General features: G+C 69.0%; 14 protein-coding genes and 2 tRNA genes. 6 read left to right on the top strand and 10 right to left on the bottom strand.

Features of this window, described 5'->3' with window-relative positions; all coding sequences use genetic code 11:
- Position 1 precedes the first annotated feature (1 nt).
- Positions 2-781 (bottom strand): CHRD domain-containing protein, encoded by a 780-nt coding sequence (locus ABD893_RS02385; protein ID WP_345075924.1) that lies wholly within the window; start codon positions 779-781, stop codon positions 2-4.
- A 269-nt stretch (positions 782-1,050) separates the two neighbouring features.
- Here ABD893_RS02385 and ABD893_RS02380 point away from each other — a divergent pair, with 269 nt between their 5' ends.
- Positions 1,051-1,659, top strand: coding sequence for a flavodoxin family protein (locus ABD893_RS02380; protein WP_345075923.1), 609 nt, complete (start codon positions 1,051-1,053; stop codon positions 1,657-1,659).
- 57 nt (positions 1,660-1,716) lie between these two features.
- Here the strand turns inward: ABD893_RS02380 and nagE are convergent, their stop codons facing one another.
- The 5 genes from nagE to ABD893_RS02355 form a co-directional block, all read right to left on the bottom strand.
- On the bottom strand, positions 1,717-3,654 hold the full coding sequence (nagE, locus tag ABD893_RS02375) for an N-acetylglucosamine-specific PTS transporter subunit IIBC (protein WP_345075922.1): 1,938 nt from the start codon (positions 3,652-3,654) through the stop codon (positions 1,717-1,719).
- Positions 3,655-3,843: 189 nt separating this feature from the next.
- Positions 3,844-4,830: a MurR/RpiR family transcriptional regulator gene (locus ABD893_RS02370; RefSeq protein WP_345075921.1), complete on the bottom strand. Its 987-nt coding sequence runs from the start codon at positions 4,828-4,830 to the stop codon at positions 3,844-3,846.
- Between the two features lie 3 nt (positions 4,831-4,833).
- Positions 4,834-4,906: transfer RNA gene (locus tag ABD893_RS02365), tRNA-Ala, on the bottom strand.
- A gap of 39 nt (positions 4,907-4,945) precedes the next feature.
- Positions 4,946-5,131, bottom strand: a complete 186-nt coding sequence (locus tag ABD893_RS02360; protein ID WP_345075920.1) for a DLW-39 family protein — start codon at positions 5,129-5,131, stop codon at positions 4,946-4,948.
- 21 nt (positions 5,132-5,152) lie between these two features.
- A tRNA-Ile gene (locus tag ABD893_RS02355) sits at positions 5,153-5,226 on the bottom strand.
- A gap of 272 nt (positions 5,227-5,498) precedes the next feature.
- Between ABD893_RS02355 and ABD893_RS02350 the strand changes: the two genes are divergently transcribed.
- The 4 genes from ABD893_RS02350 to ABD893_RS02335 all read left to right on the top strand — a co-directional run bounded on the left by ABD893_RS02350 (position 5,499) and on the right by ABD893_RS02335 (position 9,404).
- A complete protein-coding gene (locus tag ABD893_RS02350) occupies positions 5,499-6,194 on the top strand; it encodes a fasciclin domain-containing protein (protein WP_345075919.1) in 696 nt (231 codons plus the stop codon).
- Between the two features lie 89 nt (positions 6,195-6,283).
- The gene (gene sigK / locus ABD893_RS02345) at positions 6,284-6,916 is read left to right on the top strand and encodes an ECF RNA polymerase sigma factor SigK (RefSeq protein ID WP_345075918.1); all 633 of its coding nucleotides are present in this window, start codon (positions 6,284-6,286) and stop codon (positions 6,914-6,916) included.
- On the top strand, positions 6,913-7,806 hold the full coding sequence (locus ABD893_RS02340; protein WP_345075917.1) for an anti-sigma factor: 894 nt from the start codon (positions 6,913-6,915) through the stop codon (positions 7,804-7,806). The genes sigK and ABD893_RS02340 overlap by 4 nt, the downstream gene beginning before the upstream one ends.
- Complete coding sequence (locus ABD893_RS02335; RefSeq protein ID WP_345075916.1) at positions 7,806-9,404, top strand: molybdopterin-dependent oxidoreductase; 1,599 nt, start codon at positions 7,806-7,808, stop codon at positions 9,402-9,404. The genes ABD893_RS02340 and ABD893_RS02335 overlap by 1 nt, the downstream gene beginning before the upstream one ends.
- A gap of 26 nt (positions 9,405-9,430) precedes the next feature.
- Here ABD893_RS02335 and ABD893_RS02330 read toward each other — a convergent pair whose 3' ends face one another.
- A complete protein-coding gene (locus ABD893_RS02330; RefSeq protein ID WP_345075915.1) occupies positions 9,431-10,249 on the bottom strand; it encodes a hypothetical protein in 819 nt (272 codons plus the stop codon).
- A gap of 95 nt (positions 10,250-10,344) precedes the next feature.
- Here ABD893_RS02330 and ABD893_RS02325 point away from each other — a divergent pair, with 95 nt between their 5' ends.
- The gene (locus ABD893_RS02325; RefSeq protein WP_345075914.1) at positions 10,345-10,824 is read left to right on the top strand and encodes an aminoacyl-tRNA deacylase; all 480 of its coding nucleotides are present in this window, start codon (positions 10,345-10,347) and stop codon (positions 10,822-10,824) included.
- A gap of 315 nt (positions 10,825-11,139) precedes the next feature.
- On the opposite strand, the gene ABD893_RS02320 is transcribed toward ABD893_RS02325, so the two are convergent.
- The 3 genes from ABD893_RS02320 to gyrB form a co-directional block, all read right to left on the bottom strand.
- Positions 11,140-11,697, bottom strand: a complete 558-nt coding sequence (locus ABD893_RS02320; protein WP_345075913.1) for a DUF3566 domain-containing protein — start codon at positions 11,695-11,697, stop codon at positions 11,140-11,142.
- 3 nt (positions 11,698-11,700) lie between these two features.
- Positions 11,701-14,541 (bottom strand): DNA gyrase subunit A, encoded by a 2,841-nt coding sequence (gene gyrA, locus ABD893_RS02315; protein ID WP_345075912.1) that lies wholly within the window; start codon positions 14,539-14,541, stop codon positions 11,701-11,703.
- A gap of 86 nt (positions 14,542-14,627) precedes the next feature.
- Positions 14,628-16,751 carry a DNA topoisomerase (ATP-hydrolyzing) subunit B gene (gyrB, locus tag ABD893_RS02310; RefSeq protein WP_425548336.1) on the bottom strand — a complete coding sequence of 708 codons (2,124 nt, stop codon included), beginning with the start codon at positions 16,749-16,751 and terminating at the stop codon, positions 14,628-14,630.
- Positions 16,752-16,920: the final 169 nt, after the last annotated feature.

Below are 16,920 nucleotides of genomic sequence, written 5' to 3'. Positions count from 1 at the left end.
CTCACTTCTGGGTCTGACGACGACGCAGTGCGAAGGCACCAGCGGCTGCTGCGGTCAGCAGCCCACCACCGGCGAGCATGACGCCGGACTGCTCGATGCCTGCGGTGGTGCCGTCACCGGTCTCGGCACCGCCCTCGGGCCACTGCTCCATCTGGGCCACGTCGAGCGTCCCGCAGGCGGCGGGATCGGTGGCCTCGGAGGGCAGGTTCGGGTCGAGATCGGAGACGACGTCGCCGTCGTACGCACCGCTGCCGTTGTGGTCGACGCCGTGGACGACGATCACGCCATCGCCGGCGCTGATGTCGGCGGCGACCTCGTCGCTCACCTCGAAGGTGCGCTCATACGGATCGTCGCCCACCGGGAAGCGGTCCACGGCCAGGCCGCTGTCCGGGCTGGTGTCGCCCTCGGTGGTGAGGGAGGCGACGATCATGCCGTAGTCGTCGTGGGCGTCGGAGACCTGGATGGCCCCGTTCTCGCCGCTTCCCTCCATGTTCGGATCGGGGCACTGGTTCTTGCCGCCGACGTGGATGTGCTGGGCATGCGGGGAACCGGCGAGCAGGCCCGTGTTCTCGAGGTTCACGGTGACCTGGTTGCCTTCGACCGTGACCCAGGCGGTGCCGGAGGCACCGGAGTCGTTCAGCTCGGTGAGGTGGGCCTCGAGGGTGGTGGATCCGTGGTCGCCGTCATGGCCCTCGGCCAGGGCGGCGCCGGAGGCGCCGAACATGCCGAGCATGGCCGTGGCCGCGAACAGGGGGAGCAGTCGCTTCGTCGTCGTGCGCATCGTGACTCCTTCGTCGGACGCCGGACGACTGTGTAGCCGTCGTGGGCAGCGTTCCATGACGTGGTTCGGAGCCCTGGGCGGATCGGATGGGAGGGAACTTCCCGGCGCGGCGGGGAGGGCTCGTCACCGGAGGGTCCGGGACGCAGAAGCCGCTGGTCACCGGTGCCGACCCCGTCGGCCGACTGATCGGTCGAGAATCTCGACAGGCCCACCCACGAGGGCCAGCATGGCGGGACCGGCAGTCCGCCCCTCGATGGAAGGAACCACCGATGACCGACCTCTCCGCCCTCGCCCTCACCTGCTCCCTTACCCCCTCCCCCGCGACCTCGAGCAGCGATCTCCTCGCCCGACAGCTGCTGGACGAGCTCGCGCAGCACGGCGTGAGCACCTCCTCCGTGCGGGTGGTCGACCATGACGTCAGGCCGGGCGTGGCGGTCGACATGGGCGCCGGTGACGCGTGGCCGGCCCTGTACGAGAAGGTGCTCGCGGCGGACATCCTGGTGCTGTCCACCCCGATCTGGCTCGGCCACCCCAGCAGCATCGCCCAGCGCGTGCTCGAGCGGCTCAACGGCGACTCGGAGACCGACGAGGGAGGTCGTCCCCGCATCTTCGACAAGGTCGCTCTGATCGGCGTGGTCGGCAACGAGGACGGCGCGCACAAGGTGACCGCGGATCTCGGTCAGGGTCTGAACGACGTGGGCTTCACGCTGCCCGCGCAGGGTGCCACCTACTGGGTGGGGGAGGCGATGGGCTCGACGGACTACCAGGATCTCGAGGAGGTGCCCGAAGCGGTCGCGTCGACGACGGCCACGGCCGCCCGCAACGCCGCCCACCTGGCACGGCTGCTGCGGGGCTCGGCGTACCCGCCGGTCGGCTGAGGCCCATCGGCTCCGGGAAAGGGTCTCCGGGAAAGGTTCGCTGCCGTCGGGAACGGCTCAGACCAGCTCGATGCGGGCGCCCTTGTCGTTCATGACGATCACCGGCGTGACGACGGGATATCCGGCGGCCCGGATCGCCGAGAGGTCCGCGCGCAGCAGCGGAGTGCCCGCGCTGACGTGCTCCCCGGAGGCCACGAGCGTCGTGAAGCCCTCGCCCTGCATCTTCACGGTGTCCAGGCCGACGTGGATCAGCACCTCGGTGCCGTCATCGAGGGTCAGCGCGACCGCGTGCCCGGTCGGGAAGACATGCGTCACGGTCCCGGCGGCGGGCGCGACCACCTCTCCGGAGGTGGGCTCGATGGCGACGCCGGGCCCCATGATCCCCTGCGCGAAGGTCGCATCCGGCACCTCCGACAGCGGGATGACGGTCCCGGCCAGGGGCTGGCGCAGACGGACCAGCGCGCTCGCCCGCACCGCGGTCACGGTGCCGCCGCCTCCCTCCACCTCGGCGGCGTCAGCGACGTCAGCGGCGGCGACGGGCTCGGCCTGACCGGTGATGATCCGCTCCATCGCGTCCTTCACGAACTGGACGCTGGTGCCGTAGATGACCTGGACCGATTGGCCGCCCGGCTTCATCGTCCCCGCAGCGCCGGCACGCTTCAGCGCCGCCTCGTCGACCTTGGAGGTATCGGCGATCTCCATCCGGAGCCGGGTCGCGCAGTTCTCCAGATCCACGATGTTCTCCTTGCCGCCCAGGGCAGCGAGGAACGCCGTCGCGGTGACCGCGTACTTGTCGCCGCCGATGGGGACCCCGCCCTGCTCGTCCTCGAGGAGATCCGCGTCGTCCTCGCGGCCGGGGGTCTTCAGATCGAAGCGCAGGATGATCGCGCGGAAGACGACGAAGTAGACCACGAACCAGAACACGCCCATCACCGGGATCGCCCACGGGTTCTGGGCCATCGGGTTCACCCAGCCCAGCACGAGGTCGATGAAGCCGCCGGAGAACCCGAAGCCCATCCTCACCGGCAGCAGCGCGCTGATGCCCATGGAGATGCCGGTGAACACGGCGTGGACCAGGTAGAGGCCCGGGGCCAGGAACATGAAGGAGAATTCGAGCGGTTCGGTGACGCCGACGAAGAAGGAGGCGATCGCACTGGAGAGCAGCACACCCGCGGCGACCTTGCGTCGCGCGGTCTTCGCGGTCACGTACATCGCCAGTGCCGCGCCGGGCAGGCCGAGCATCATGATCGGGAAGAAGCCGGTCATGTACTGGCCGGTGACCCCGTAGGTCCCCTCGGCGTCCAGGAAGTTGCCCAGATCGTTGATCCCGGCGACGTCGAACCAGAACACCGAGTTCAGGGCGTGGTGCAGGCCCAGCGGGATCAGCAGGCGGTTGAGGAAGCCGTAGATGCCGACGCCCACGGGGCCGAGGGTCAGGATGAATTCACCGAAGCCCACCAGGCCCGAGTACACCAGCGGCCACACGAAGAACAGCACCAGGGCCAGGCCGAGGGAGACGCCGGCGGTGATGATCGCGACCGAGCGACGGCCCGAGAAGAAGGACAGCGCGTCCGGCAGCTCGGTCTCCTTGAAGTGGTCGTACGCCCAGGCCCCGATCAGCCCGCAGAGCATGCCCACGAACACATTCTCGAGGTTGGAGAAGGCGGGATTGACCTGGGACTCCTCGATGCCCTTGAACAGGGCCACGTTCGCGGGGGCCAGCAGGGTCGTCACCATCAGCCACGACACCAGGCCCGCCAGTGCGGAGGTGCCGTCGGGCTTGGTCGCCATGCCGATCGACACGCCGATCGCGAACAGCAGCGGCAGGTTGTCCAGCAGCGCGCCACCAGCCAGCTTGAGGAACACGCCCGCGAGATTGCCGTCATCGCCGGTCGCGGTGAGGATCCAGTAGCCGAGACCGCTGAGGATCGCGGCGACCGGCAGCACTGCCACGGGCAGCATCAGCGATCTGCCCAGACGTTGGAAGAACTTCATCGGAACCTCTCATGCCGGCGGCTCACGCCCGGACGGCAGCGATGCGGAGCCGGGGAAGCCGAGGAGTCGGCGGTCGGTGGTGGGGTGCGGGCTGCGGGCGCGGCCCCGCAGATCGCGACGGAACATATCATCTGGCCGACGGTGTCATGAAGGAATTCTTCACCCGCCCGACGGGATGTGTTCGGATCCTCACTCCCTGTCGGACGGTGTGCCCGGGGAGGCCGACGGTCCCGGCCGCGGCAGCTTCCACGGGGACACCGCCTCGTCCATCCGATGCATGGCCGCGACCTCCGCCTGATGATCGGCGGTGCGCAGCACGGTGACCAGGACGTCGACCACCAGCAGCTGGGCCATCCGGTCCGAGGTGCCGCCCGAGCGCAGCCCGGCCTCGTAGGCGGAGGTGCGCAGCACATGGGTGGCGGCGCGCGCCAGTCGGGACTCCGGATCTGAGGTCACCGCGATGACGGGAGTGCCCTGGGACCGGCCGACCTCGGCGAGCGAGACGGAGTCCTGGGTGTAGCCGGTGGTGCTGATGATGAGGAGACCGCAGCGTCCCGGATATCTCGCCAGCAGGGCGGCCGCCAGGTGGCGGTCGGAGGTCGCGGTGGCACTGACGCCCGCCATCACCAGTTTGGTCGCGAGGTCCTCGGCCACCGGGGCGGAGGACGCGAGTGCGTAGACGATCGCGGTCCGGGTCTCTCGGAGGATCTCGCACACCGCGCTGATCTCGTCGGGGTCCAGCCCTTCGGCGGTCAGCAGGATCGCGTCCCGGTGGGAGCGGGCGACGACGTCGATGATGGCCCTCGGGTCCGCGTTCTCGTCGATCGTGGCGACGTTCACCGAGGGCCGGTCCGCGACCCGGGAGAGCGACACGGCGAGCCCGGACTTCAGCGCGGGATACCCAGGCAGCCCCACTCGCTCGCACAGGCGCGACACGGCGGCTTCCGAGGCCTGGGCGGCGTGCGCGAGCTGCGAGGTGGACATGTCCACCACGGCGGAGGGGTGCTCCAGGACGTAGTCCGTCACGCGCACGAGCGCGGGGGGCAGGGAGCTCCTCCTCGCACGGAGCAGTGCGAGCACGTCGGAGGGCGGGAGCATCCGCTCAGGGTACCGGGCCGACGACGGCCCCCGGACGGCGACGACCCCCAGCTGAGCTGTCAGCTGGGGGTCGTCCATCGGTGGAGACTAGGGGGGTCGAACCCCTGACCTGAAGCTTGCAAAGCTACCGCTCTACCAACTGAGCTAAGTCCCCATATTCGGTTGTCCCGATCCTACCGCAGCAGGCAGCGGATCAGACGTGAGCTGCGGGAGCCGGCTGAGCCTGCTTCGCAGCAGACACATCCTGCTCGGCGGAGACTCGCTCCGCCTCGCTCCACAGATCGTTGCGGATGCGGTCAGATTCGACCTTCCGCCAGGTGAGGATCCCGGCAACAGACGTCCCGAGCAGGACGACGGCGGCGGTGATGAACTTCTTCATACGTTCCTCCGATCCTCGAAGTGGGCCTAACTGGACTTGAACCAGTGACCTCTGTCTTATCAGGACAGCGCTCTAACCGACTGAGCTATAGGCCCATCATGACTGATCTACGTAGCGTACCGGTGTCAGCCACCGACGAGCTACGTTACCGCGATGCAGGCCACCGCGTCCAACTCGTCCGGCGTGGTGTTTCCGAGGTCACAGCGCGGCCCCCACCGACCGCTTCCGGTCCATCTGCCCGTCGTTCCGGCAGATCCTCACCAATCCGCTCCACAGTCCGCTCCGAACTGCTGTTGTGACGCCACCCCGGTGACGTTCCGTGGCCGGGTACCCCGAACGCGACAGAAGCTTCACGAAGGAGATCGTCATGAACACTCGCACTCTGCTCCCCCGCCTCGGGGCCCTGGCGGCAACGGTCGCTCTGATGAGCGCCTGCTCCGGTGGGATGACCGACGACCCGGCCCCGGCCGAGGGCGATCAGCCGGCCAGCTCACAGGGACAGACGACCGAGGAGGGCGCCGAAGCGTCCGACGGCGGCATGGACATGGACCCCGCCGCGAACCTCGTCGGCGCGGGCTGCGCCGACTATGCGGAGATGGTGCCCGACGGTGCCGGCTCCGTGGAGGGCATGGCCCAGGACCCGCTGAGCGTGGCCGCCTCCAACAACCCCATCCTCACCACCTTGACCGCTGCGGTCTCCGGCGAGCTGAACCCGGACGTGAACCTGGTCGACACCCTCGACGGTGACGAGTTCACCGTGTTCGCCCCGGTGGACGACGCCTTCGCCGCGATCCCCGAGGCGGACCTGAACGCCCTGGCCGGAGACACCGAGGGCCTCTCCTCCGTGCTCACCTACCACGTGGTTCCCGGTCAGATCTCCCCGGACGAGATCGCCGGCACCCACACCACCGTGCAGGGCGAGGACGTCGAGGTCACCGGCAGCGGCGACGATCTGATGGTCAACGGATCCACCGTGATCTGCGGCGGCGTGACCACGCAGAACGCAACCGTCTACCTGGTCGATACCGTTCTGATGCCGCCGTCGATGGCAGACGCCAGCTGATCAGCGCACACTGGGCAGACGCATCGAGCGGGCGGGGGCATCGACCCGATGGCCCCCGCCCGCTCGACCCGTTCCCGAAGGAGCTGTGAATGGCGCACGACCTTCCTGAGTCATCAGCCGCGCGACGGCCACCGCCGCAGCCCGACAGCGGAGGTGACCTGGCGGAGGCGCCTGCCGCCCCCGCTCTCTCCGAGCTGCTGCCCCGCGTCGCCCGAGGCGATGAGGACGCCTTCTCTCGTCTCTATGACGACACCTCCCCGCTGCTGTTCGCGCTGATCAAGCGCGTGGTCAGGGATGTGTCGATCAGCGAAGAGGTGCTCCAGGAGGTGTACGTGGAGATCTGGAAGCAAGCTCCCCGATTCGACGCCCAGCGCGGATCCGCTCATGGGTGGATCTGCACCATCGCCCACCGTCGCGCCGTGGACACGGTCCGCTCCAGCGCCGCCGCTCGCCGCCGCGACTCCCAGGAGGGGCTGCGCATCATCCAAGAGGAAGTCGTCGACGTGCAGGAGGAGGGCATCATGAGGGTCGAGGCAGAGCGCGTGCAGGCAGCGATGGGTTCCCTGAGTCGCCTGCAGGCCGAGGCGATCCGCCTCGCGTACTTCGGCGGCTACAGCCACTCGGAGGTGGCGAAACTTCTGGACATCCCTATCGGGACGGCCAAAACACGAATCCGGGACGGCATGATCGTCCTTCGCGACAGCTTGGGGGTGACCGCGTGAACGAGCAGCAGCATGACATGACCGGTGCCTGGGCGCTCAACGCCCTGGATGCTGAGGAGCGCGCCCTGCTCGAGGAGTTCCTCGCTCAGGATCCCGAGGCCGCGACCGAGGCCCGGTCCTTCGAGGAGACCGCCGGTGAGCTGGCTCGCAGCCTTGAGCCGGAGGCCCCCCGACCCGAGCTCAAGCACTCGCTGATGGCACAGATCTCTCGGACGCCTCAGCTCTCCGCGCAGACCACCGGGCGCAGTGACACCACCGCACACATCGCTCCGGCTCCCTCCGCGCGCACCCACCGTCGGATCGACGGCGCACCCAGCAGTCCCGCTGTCGACGGACCGCCCGACACCTCGACGACAGATGACCGCGAGGCAGCGGTGATCCCTCTGGATCGATATCGCTCGAGCGTGCGCCGCTCGCGCTGGCTGGCCGTCGCCGCCGCGGCGCTGATGGTCACGAGCGTCACCGGAGTCGGACTCTGGAACTCCGAGCGCGCGGCGCAGGACGACGCCCGCGCCACCATCGAGGCCTTGCAGTCAGCGCAAGCCGGCTCGGATGATGAGCGGGAGATGATCTCCTCGCTCCTCACCGCCGAGGACACCTCCCAGCTCGCGATCCCGGCCGCGCACGGCGGGACGCTGCACGTCATGTACTCACGGGATCAGGGCGCCATGATCGTCCAGGGCACCGGCCTCCCGGAGCTTCCGAGCGACAGCACCTATCAGCTGTGGATCGTCGACGACACCGCCAAGAGCGCGGGTCTGATCTCCGATCCCGGCCAGGCCGTGATGGCGAAGGAAGAGATGCCCCTGACGGCTCAGATCGGGCTCAGCATCGAACCGGCCGGCGGCTCCGAGCAACCCACCGACGTCATCGCGATCCAGGAGCTCTAATGTCCACCTCCACCGGCCCCCAGGCATCCACGGATCGCGGGCAGCGCACCGCAAGGGCCCGGGTCCCCTGGTGGTCGGTGGTCTCCGGGATGGTCTCTGGGGTGGTGCTGCTGGCTGTGGCGGAGCTCGTCTCCCTCGCGTTCAGCTCCTCGTCGGCCCCTTTCGTGGCCGTGGGTGGCGGCTTCGTCGACATCATCCCGCCCGCGGTGAAGGACCTGGTGGTGGGACTGTTCGGCACCTGGGACAAGGTGGTGCTGTTCGCCTCGATGATCGCTGTGTACCTGGTGCTGACAGCGTTGATCGGCCGCCTCGGGGATTCCCGTCCCCGGCTCGCCGCCGGCCTGCTCGCGGGTCTCGGAGTCTTCGCGATGAGCATCGTGCTGACCCGCGCCCAGAACTCGACGCTCGACGTGCTGCCCACCCTGGTCGGCACCGTGGTCGCGGTCCCCACCTTCCTGTTCCTGCTGCGGCTCGTCCACGCGCCCACCGGCGGCGACACCTCAGAGGATTCGGGGGCTCGCTGGGCTCGCCGCCGCTCACTGGTGGGAATCGGTGCTGTGGGCGTCCTGGCGGTGATCGCCATCGCCACGGCGCGCGGCGTGACCGCCAGCCGCGAGGTCGCCCGTCGGGCCGCACAGTTCGTGCTCCCCACGCCGCGCACCACCGCCGAGCCGATCCCGGAGGACGCCCAGGTGGACCTCGAGGGGATGCCGCCCTTCGTCACCCCGAACGACGAGTTCTATCGGATCGACACCGCCCTCGCCGTGCCGAGGGTGGACCCCACCACCTGGGAACTGCGGATCTATGGGCTCGTGGACCGGGAGCTGACGCTGAGCTTCGAGGCACTGCTCGCGGAGCCCATGATCGAGACGAATCTGACGCTGACCTGCGTCTCCAATGCGGTCGGCGGAGATCTCGCGGGCAACGCCGTCTGGCTGGGGGTCCCAGTGCGCACCCTGCTGGAGCGGGCTGGCGTGAAGGATGGGGCGGATATGGTCCTCTCCCGGTCGATAGACGGCTTCACCGCCTCCACCCCGCTCGAGGCGCTCACCGACTCCCGTGACTCGCTCATCGCGGTGGGGATGAACGGCGAGCCGCTGCCAGCTCAGCACGGGTATCCGGTGCGGATGGTGGTGCCGGGACTGTACGGCTACGTCTCTGCGACCAAGTGGCTCACCGAGCTCAAGGTCACCCGCTTCGCCGACGACGTGGCCTACTGGTCCACGCGCGGCTGGTCCGAACGCGGACCGATCAAGCTCGCCTCCCGCGTGGACGTCCCCCGCTCCTTCGGGAAGCTCCAGCCGGACGCCGAGGGCGCCGTGATGCTCGGCGGCACCGCCTGGGCGCAGCAGCGCGGCATCGCGGCGGTCGAGGTGCGGATCGACGACGGCGACTGGCGCCCCGCCGAGCTCGGCGCGGAAGTCTCCACGGACACCTGGGTCCAGTGGTCACTGCGCTGGGAGGATGCCACCTCCGGCGACCACAGCGTCATGGTCCGGGCGACCGACGGCGAGGGCGAGGTGCAGACGGAGGAACGAGCGAACCCCGCGCCCGACGGCTCCAGCGGCTGGCACACGGTGCGCTGCACCGTCCTCTGAGCAAGCCCCCACAGGACAGCCGCTGCTCAGCGCGGCAGGCCGTCCTCCACCACCAGCGCATGCGCGGTGACCAGCTCGTGCAGCGCCCCCGGGGAAGCTGCCAGCCCAGCGCACACCTCAGCGGCGTCACCGCGGGTCAACGTGGCCCCGGTGAGCCCCACCAGCTCGTCGAAGATCTCCTGCTGCCGGTGGCGCAGCGGGATCGGCTGCTGCTCCCGGGCGATCACGCCCCAGATCGAGGCGTAGACGTCGAAGTGCGACGGCTTCCGCCCGGTGGCGAGCGTGAGCGGGAAGTCCTCGGTGGACAGCCGCAGCCGGTCGTAGTTCGGCTCCGTGGCGTCGACCACGGCGAGCTGTTCGTCGTCGAACCACGTCGCCACCAGCTCCATCCGCTCACCCTCGGCTCGGTAGGGCGCTGCAGGCAGGTAGCCCGGGGCAGCGATGCTCGCGACATGGCCGACGGCCAGATCGTGCACCGTGCAGCGCACGAAAGGCGTGGTCACCGCGATATCTCGGCCCGAGTGCCGGTACTTGCGGGCAATGGTCTGCGGAGTCTGGTTCGAACCGACGGCGAGCACCAGGGTCCGCTCGGCGAGCGGCGCGACTCCCTCCGCGGCAAGGGCCTGCTCGATGGCTGCGACGTCGACAAGCGCCTCGCTGAGCTGTTCGGTCGGGGCATCCACACCGCCGGGCGGGTCCAGGTCCACAATCCCGTCGCTCAGCAGCAGCGCGGACCTCACCGCAGGTCCGAGCCACGGGTATTCCTCGGGCGCGGCTGCCAAGGTGGGCACCCCCGGGCTGGGCACTGCGTGAGGGGTGGGAGCGGTGAGCAGCGGATCAAGCATCGTTCGACCATAGCGAAGCGGTCGCCTCGACCCCAGGTCCTCGCGAGCAGGCTCACCTGGACGCCATCTCCCGATGCCAGGCCTACCCTGGGCCCATGAGCGAACAGCGTGCCACCGACGCCCTGGAGGCCTCGGGCCTCACCTACAAGATCACCCGGCACGGCCGGGTCGGCTCCCTCGCCGAAGCGGCCGCCGCCCGCGGGGTGGAGCCTCGCGACATCATCAAGACCCTCGTGGTGCGGCGCGGTGAGGGTGACTTCCTTTTCGTGCTGGTCCCGGGCGATCGCGAGATCTCCTGGCCGAAGCTGCGGGCCCTGCTGGGAGTGAACCGGCTGTCGATGCCGGATAAGGACGTCGCCCAGGACGTCACCGGCTACGAGCGCGGCACCATCACGCCCTTCGGGTCAACCACCGCCTGGCCGGTGATCGCAGATATGGACCTCACCGGTGATCCGCAGCGCACGATCTCTCTCGGCGCCGGTGCCCACGGCGTCGCCGCCACGGTTCCCGCCGAAGCGACCCTCGCCCACCTCGACGCCCAGATCGCCGACATCACCGACCTTCAGGCCCCCTGAGCCACCGCGTCACCTGGGGCACCCGCCCCGGCGCGGCCCCAGCCCGCCACGTCCCGGTGACGATCACAGCGACCCCGCCCGCCACATATCTCGCCAGCGGGCAACGGAACGTCCCGCCAGCGGGGCAAACTTGGGCTTATCGAGGCATCTATCGGCCCGGTTTGTCACGCTCACGCGGTGGCAGGGGCAGTGGCGCGGCCATCGGCGGGGCGGGGGCAGCAACTGGCGGCGGGCAGCGGGAAGGGCGGGCACCGGTGAGGGTGCCCGCCCTTTCTGCGGAGGAGTGCGGCGCGGAGAAGTCTCCTTGCCCGCGTCTCACTCGTCGGTGAAGGTCATCTTCAATCCGCCCAGCAGCGCGGCCACCAGGTTGTAGAGGAAGGCCAGCAGGGTGCCGAGCGCGGTGATGATCACGACGTTGATCACCGCGACGATGGTGCCGTAGCTGGTCATCTTCGAGAAGCTGAAGAACTCCATGAAGGGCAGCGGGTCGCCGCCGTTCAGGGAACGGCCCAGCTCATCGATCTGGTCCCACATGCCGATCGCCTCGACCAGGTTCCACAGCAGCACTACCGCGACCACGGTCGCGATGCCGATGGCGATCGCGGCGAGGAAGGACAGCTTCATCACCGAGAACGGGTCCAGTCGCGCCAGGGTCAAGCGCACGCGGCGCGGGCCACGACGCTCCTTCTCGGCCGGATTCGCGATCCCGCTGTCTTTCTTCGGGCTGCGGCTCGCGCCCTTGGCCGCGGAACCACGGCCGGATCCCATCGGAGACTCCGCCGGCGAGGAGGTCTCCTCGAAGGCCGGAAGCTTGGTCGTGGACTCGGCCGGGCTGGGGGACCCGGTGGCTGTCCTGGAGTCACTGGTGCTCACGGATCACTCCTGGTTCGGGTCGGCGTCACCCTGCGGCGACTGGTCGGACTCGTCAGAGCCTAGAACATCGGACTCATCCGCCACACCCTCGGGCGCGCTCTGCGTGGAGATCTCCACAGCATCCTCGCCTGTTGCCTCGACGGCGTCGGCGTCGATGATCTCCGGCGCCTCGGCGTCCTCCTCGTCGACCTCGGTCTCCTGACCGGTGGTGACCAGCAGGATGCGGTCGCCCTTGTCGGGCTTGGCGAAGACGACGCCCATGGTGGTGCGGCCCTTGGCGGGCACTTCGGCGACCTTGGAGCGGACCACACGGCCGCGCTCCATGACCACCAGCAGCTCGTCGGATTCCTCGACCACAGCGGCACCGACCAGGTGGCCGCGGTCATCGGGCAGCTTCGCGACCCGGATGCCCAGGCCGCCCCGGCCCTGCAGGCGGTATTCGTCGACGCTGGTGCGCTTGGCGAAGCCGCCGTCGGTCACGGTGACCACGAAGGTGTCCGGACGGATGACGTCCATGGCCAGCAGCTGGTCCTCGTGGCGGAACTTCATGCCTGTCACGCCGCTGGTGGCGCGGCCCGTCGGGCGCAGGGTGCCATCATCCGCCGGGAAGCGCACGGACTGGCCGTTGCGGGAGACCAGCAGCAGGTGCTCGTCGCCGTTCACGGCGCGGGCGTCGATCACGCGGTCCGGGCGGGGGCCGTCGGCACCCTCGATGTCGCGCAGGTTGATGGCGATGATGCCGCCGGTGCGGTTGGAGTCGAAGGCGGCCATGGCGGTCTTCTTGACCAGGCCGGACTCGGTGGCGAGCACGAGATACTGAGCATCCTCGTAGCTGTCGATCGCGAGCACCGAGGCGATGTTCTCGTCGGGCTGGAACGCCATCAGGTTCGCGACATGCTGCCCCTTCGCATCTCGCGGCGCCTCGGGCAGCTCATAGCCCTTGGACCGGTAGACCCGGCCCTGGTTGGTGAAGAACAACAGCCAGCGGTGCGTGGTGGTGGTGAAGAAGTGCTCGACCACATCGTCCTCACGGAGCGACGCGCCGCGCACACCCTTGCCGCCGCGCTTCTGGGCGCGGTACTGGTCCTCACGGGTGCGCTTGACGTAGCCGCCGCGGGTGATGGTGACGACCACGTCCTCTTCGGGGATCAGGTCCTCCATCGCCATGTCTCCGGCGAAGGGGAGGATCTGGGTGCGGCGGTCGTCGCCGTAGCGGTCGACGATCTCTTGCAGCTCCTCGGAGACGATCTCGCGCTGCCGCTGGGGCGAGGCCAGGATCGCGGTGTACTCCTCGATCAGGGCCTGCAGCTTGTCGTGCTCCTCGATGATCTTCTGGCGCTCGAGGGCGGCCAGGCGGCGCAGCTGCATCGCGAGGATCGCGTTGGCCTGGATCTCGTCGATCTCGAGGAGGTCGATCAGGCCGGTGCGGGCCTCGTCGACGTCCGGCGAGCGGCGGATCAGCGCGATGACCTCGTCCAGGGCGTCGAGCGCCTTGAGGTAGCCGCGGAAGATATGGATGGCTTCCTCGGCCTTGCGCAGACGGAACTTCGTGCGGCGCACGATGACGTCGATCTGGTGCTTGGTCCACTCGCGCACGAAGGAGTCGATAGACAGCGTGCGCGGCACACCGTTCGCGAGCGCCAGCATGTTGGCGGAGAAGTTCTCCTGCAGCTGGGTGTGCTTGAAGAGGTTGTTCAGCACCACCTTCGCCACGGCGTCGCGCTTGAGGGTGATGACCAGGCGCTGGCCGGTGCGGCCGGAGGTCTCGTCGGTGATGTCGGCGATGCCCTGGATCTTGCCGAGCTTGACCATCTCGGCGATCTTCCGCGCGAGGTTGTCGGGGTTGACCTGGTAGGGCAGTTCGGTGACCACGAGGGACATCCGGCCGTTGATCTCCTCGGTGGAGACCACGGCGCGCTGGGTGATGGAGCCGCGCCCGGTGCGATAGGCGTCCTCGATGCCGGAGGTGCCCACGATGGTGGCGCCGGAGGGGAAGTCGGGGCCCTTGATCAGGCGCAGGCAGGCCTCGAGCAGCTCGGGCTTGGTGGCCTCGTAGTTGGTCAGCAGCCACTGGGCGGCGTCGGCGACCTCGCGCAGGTTGTGCGGCGGGATGTTCGTGGCCATGCCGACGGCGATCCCGGAGGATCCGTTGACCAGCAGGTTCGGGAAGCGGGCGGGCAGCACGGTGGGCTCGTCGACGGTGTTGTCGTAGTTGCCCTGCATGTCGACCGTCTCCTGGTCGATGTCGCGCACGAGCTCGAGGGCCAGGGGGGCCATCTTGCACTCGGTGTACCGGGGGGCGGCGGCGCCGTCATCACCGGCGGAGCCGAAGTTGCCCTGCCCCAGGATCAGCGGGTAGCGCAGCGACCAGGGCTGCACGAGGCGCACCATGGCGTCATAGATGGCGCTGTCGCCGTGGGGGTGGTAGTTGCCCATGACCTCGCCGACGACCTTCGCGGACTTCGAGAACGAGCGGTCGGGGCGGTAGCCGCCGTCGTACATCGCGTAGACGATGCGGCGGTGGACGGGCTTGAGGCCGTCGCGCACGTCCGGCAGGGCCCGCGAGACGATGACGCTCATCGCGTAGTCGAGATAGGAGCGCTGCATCTCCTGGTTCAGATCGACCTGGGTGATGCGGTCGACCTCGCCCTCATCCACCGGATCCACCAGGGTGACGGTGCGCGAGGCGGCCTCGTCAGCGGAGATCTCGTGAGCGCCGTCGGGCGTCTCCTGGCCTCCGAGGCCGGCGTTCTGCGCGGGGGTCGAGGCGGCATCCGACGCCGGGGTCTCGGGGACCGAGCCGTCGCTCGGGTTCTCGTCGGGGTTCTGCGGGGTGTCACTCATGGGGCGCAAGGCCTTTCAGATGGGGCCGATGGGTCAGGGGCTCCCGGGGGCGCGCGGCGGGCCGGCGCCGCCCCGGGGGCCGACGATCAGATGTCGAGGAAGCGGACGTCCTTGGCGTTCTCCTGGATGAAGCGGCGCCGGGACTCGACGTCATCCCCCATCAGCACGGAGAAGATGGTGTCTGCGTCGGCGGCTTCGTCGACCGTGACCTGCTTCAGGGTGCGGGAGGCGGTGTCCATGGTGGTGGACTGGAGTTCCTTCCAGTCCATCTCTCCCAGACCCTTGTAGCGCTGGATCCCGTTGTCCTTGGGGATCCGTCGACCCGCCGCACGACCGGCCTCGAGGCGCTCATCGCGCTCGACGTCGCTGAAGACGTACTCATGCGGTGCATTGGACCACTTCAGGCGGAACAGCGGCGGCATCGCGATGAACACGTGGCCGAGCTCGATCAGCGGACGCATGTAGCGGAACAGCAGCGTCAGCAGCAGGGTGCAGATGTGCTGGCCGTCCACGTCGGCATCGGCCATGAGCACGATCTTGTGATAGCGCAGCTTGGTGGCGTCGAAGTCCTCTCCGATGCCGGTGCCGAAAGCAGTGATCAGGGACCTGACCTCCTGGTTGTCCAGAGCCCGGTCCAGGCGTGCCTTCTCGACGTTGAGGATCTTTCCGCGGATGGGCAGGATCGCCTGGGTGCGCGGGTCCCGGCCCATCACGGCCGAGCCGCCGGCGGAGTCGCCCTCGACGATGAAGATCTCGGACTCAGCAGGATTGCGCGAGGAGCAGTCGCGCAGCTTGCCGGGCATGCCACCGGTCTCCAGCGGAGACTTCCGGCGGGTCGCGTCGCGGGCCTTGCGCGCCGCTTCACGAGCGGCCGCGGCGGCCTGACCCTTCATGACGATGGACTTGGCCTCGAGGGGATGGGAGACGAACCAGTCCTGGAGCTGATCGGTCATCACCTTGACCATGAAGGTGCGGGCGATGGTGTTGCCGAGCTTGGTCTTCGTCTGACCCTCGAACTGCGGCTCGCCGAGCTTCACGGAGACGACGGCGGTCAGGCCCTCGCGGATGTCCTCACCGGTGAGGTTGGCGTCCTTCTCCTTGAGCAGACCCTGGGCGCGCCCGTAGCGGTTCACGATCGAGGTCAGCGAGGAGCGGAAGCCCTCCTCATGGGTGCCGCCCTCGTGAGTGTTGATGGTGTTGGCGTAGGTGTGCACCGACTCCGAGTAGGCGCCGGTCCACTGCATCGCGACCTCGACGCTGATCTGCACTTCGGTGTCCTCGGACTCGAAGGAGATGATGTCGGGGTGGATCACCTCGGCCCGCTTGGAGGTGTTGATGAATTCGACGAAGTCCTGCAGGCCGCGCTTGTACAGGTAGGAGATCGTGCGGGGGCCCTTGTCCTTCGTGGCGGCCTCCGCCTCGAGCTCGACGTCGACCAGATCGTCGTCGTCAGCATCCGCTGCTTCCGGGGCGCGCTCATCGGTCAGGGTGATGCGCAGGCCCTTGTTCAGGAACGCCATCTGCTGGAACCGCTTGCGCAGCGTCTCGAAGTCGTAGACCAGCTCGTCGAAGATCTCATCATCGGCCCAGAAGCTGATGGTGGTGCCGGTCTCGGTGGTCTCCTCGCCCTTCTCGAGCGGGCCCAGCGGGACGCCGCGGCTGTACGCCTGGCGCCAGACGTGGCCTTGACGGCGGATCTCGACCTCCATCCGGATGGACAGGGCGTTGACCACGGAGGAGCCCACGCCGTGCAGACCGCCGGAGACCGCGTAGCCGCCGCCGCCGAACTTGCCGCCGGCGTGCAGGACGGTGAGCACGAGCTCGACGGCGGGCTTGCCCTCGGTGGGGTGCATGTCCACCGGGATGCCGCGGGCGTGGTCGACCACGCGCACGCCACCGTCGGCCAGCAGCGTGACCTCGATGGTGTCGCCGTGACCGGCCATCGCCTCGTCGACCGAGTTGTCGACGATCTCCTGCACCATGTGGTGCAGCCCGCGTTCACCGGTGGAGCCGATGTACATGCCCGGACGCTTGCGGACCGCCTCGAGGCCCTCGAGGACGGTGATGTCCGACGCCTCGTAGTGCTCGGGTGCGCGGGCCGCCCGCTCACCGGCGCTGGGCTCAGCGGGGCCGGGGTCGCTCGGCGCGGCCCCCTCTGCCGGCACGGTCGCCGGGTCCGACGTGCCCACGGGCACGTCCTGATCGGGCATGGGGCGGTCGCTGTCGCTCACCTGATGTGGCTCCTCGCAGTCCAGGGTCCCTCGGTCGGGAGAGCGCCGAGGGTGGTTCAGCAGACCAGGCGGACGGGACCGCCAGCTCTTCGCACGGGCGGCCCACGGACATCACGCGCGCGTGCGCGCGTGAAGCATCCGTAGGCCA

The sequence above is a fragment of the Brachybacterium paraconglomeratum genome, assembly GCF_039541415.1.
Taxonomy (GTDB): domain Bacteria; phylum Actinomycetota; class Actinomycetes; order Actinomycetales; family Dermabacteraceae; genus Brachybacterium; species Brachybacterium paraconglomeratum_A.
This window is presented reverse-complemented; position numbering and strand designations above follow the sequence as displayed.

Bases quoted from the DNA above. Each gene is read 5' to 3' on its own strand.
- ABD893_RS02385 (WP_345075924.1), bottom strand. From the start codon at position 781: ATGCGCACGACGACGAAGCGACTGCTCCCCCTGTTCGCGGCCACGGCC.
- ABD893_RS02380 (WP_345075923.1), top strand. From the start codon at position 1,051: ATGACCGACCTCTCCGCCCTCGCCCTCACCTGCTCCCTTACCCCCTCC.
- nagE (WP_345075922.1), bottom strand. From the start codon at position 3,654: ATGAAGTTCTTCCAACGTCTGGGCAGATCGCTGATGCTGCCCGTGGCA.
- ABD893_RS02370 (WP_345075921.1), bottom strand. From the start codon at position 4,830: ATGGACGACCCCCAGCTGACAGCTCAGCTGGGGGTCGTCGCCGTCCGG.
- ABD893_RS02360 (WP_345075920.1), bottom strand. From the start codon at position 5,131: ATGAAGAAGTTCATCACCGCCGCCGTCGTCCTGCTCGGGACGTCTGTT.
- ABD893_RS02350 (WP_345075919.1), top strand. From the start codon at position 5,499: ATGAACACTCGCACTCTGCTCCCCCGCCTCGGGGCCCTGGCGGCAACG.
- sigK (WP_345075918.1), top strand. From the start codon at position 6,284: ATGGCGCACGACCTTCCTGAGTCATCAGCCGCGCGACGGCCACCGCCG.
- ABD893_RS02335 (WP_345075916.1), top strand. From the start codon at position 7,806: ATGTCCACCTCCACCGGCCCCCAGGCATCCACGGATCGCGGGCAGCGC.
- ABD893_RS02330 (WP_345075915.1), bottom strand. From the start codon at position 10,249: ATGCTTGATCCGCTGCTCACCGCTCCCACCCCTCACGCAGTGCCCAGC.
- ABD893_RS02325 (WP_345075914.1), top strand. From the start codon at position 10,345: ATGAGCGAACAGCGTGCCACCGACGCCCTGGAGGCCTCGGGCCTCACC.
- gyrA (WP_345075912.1), bottom strand. From the start codon at position 14,541: ATGAGTGACACCCCGCAGAACCCCGACGAGAACCCGAGCGACGGCTCG.
- gyrB (WP_425548336.1), bottom strand. From the start codon at position 16,751: ATGCCCGATCAGGACGTGCCCGTGGGCACGTCGGACCCGGCGACCGTG.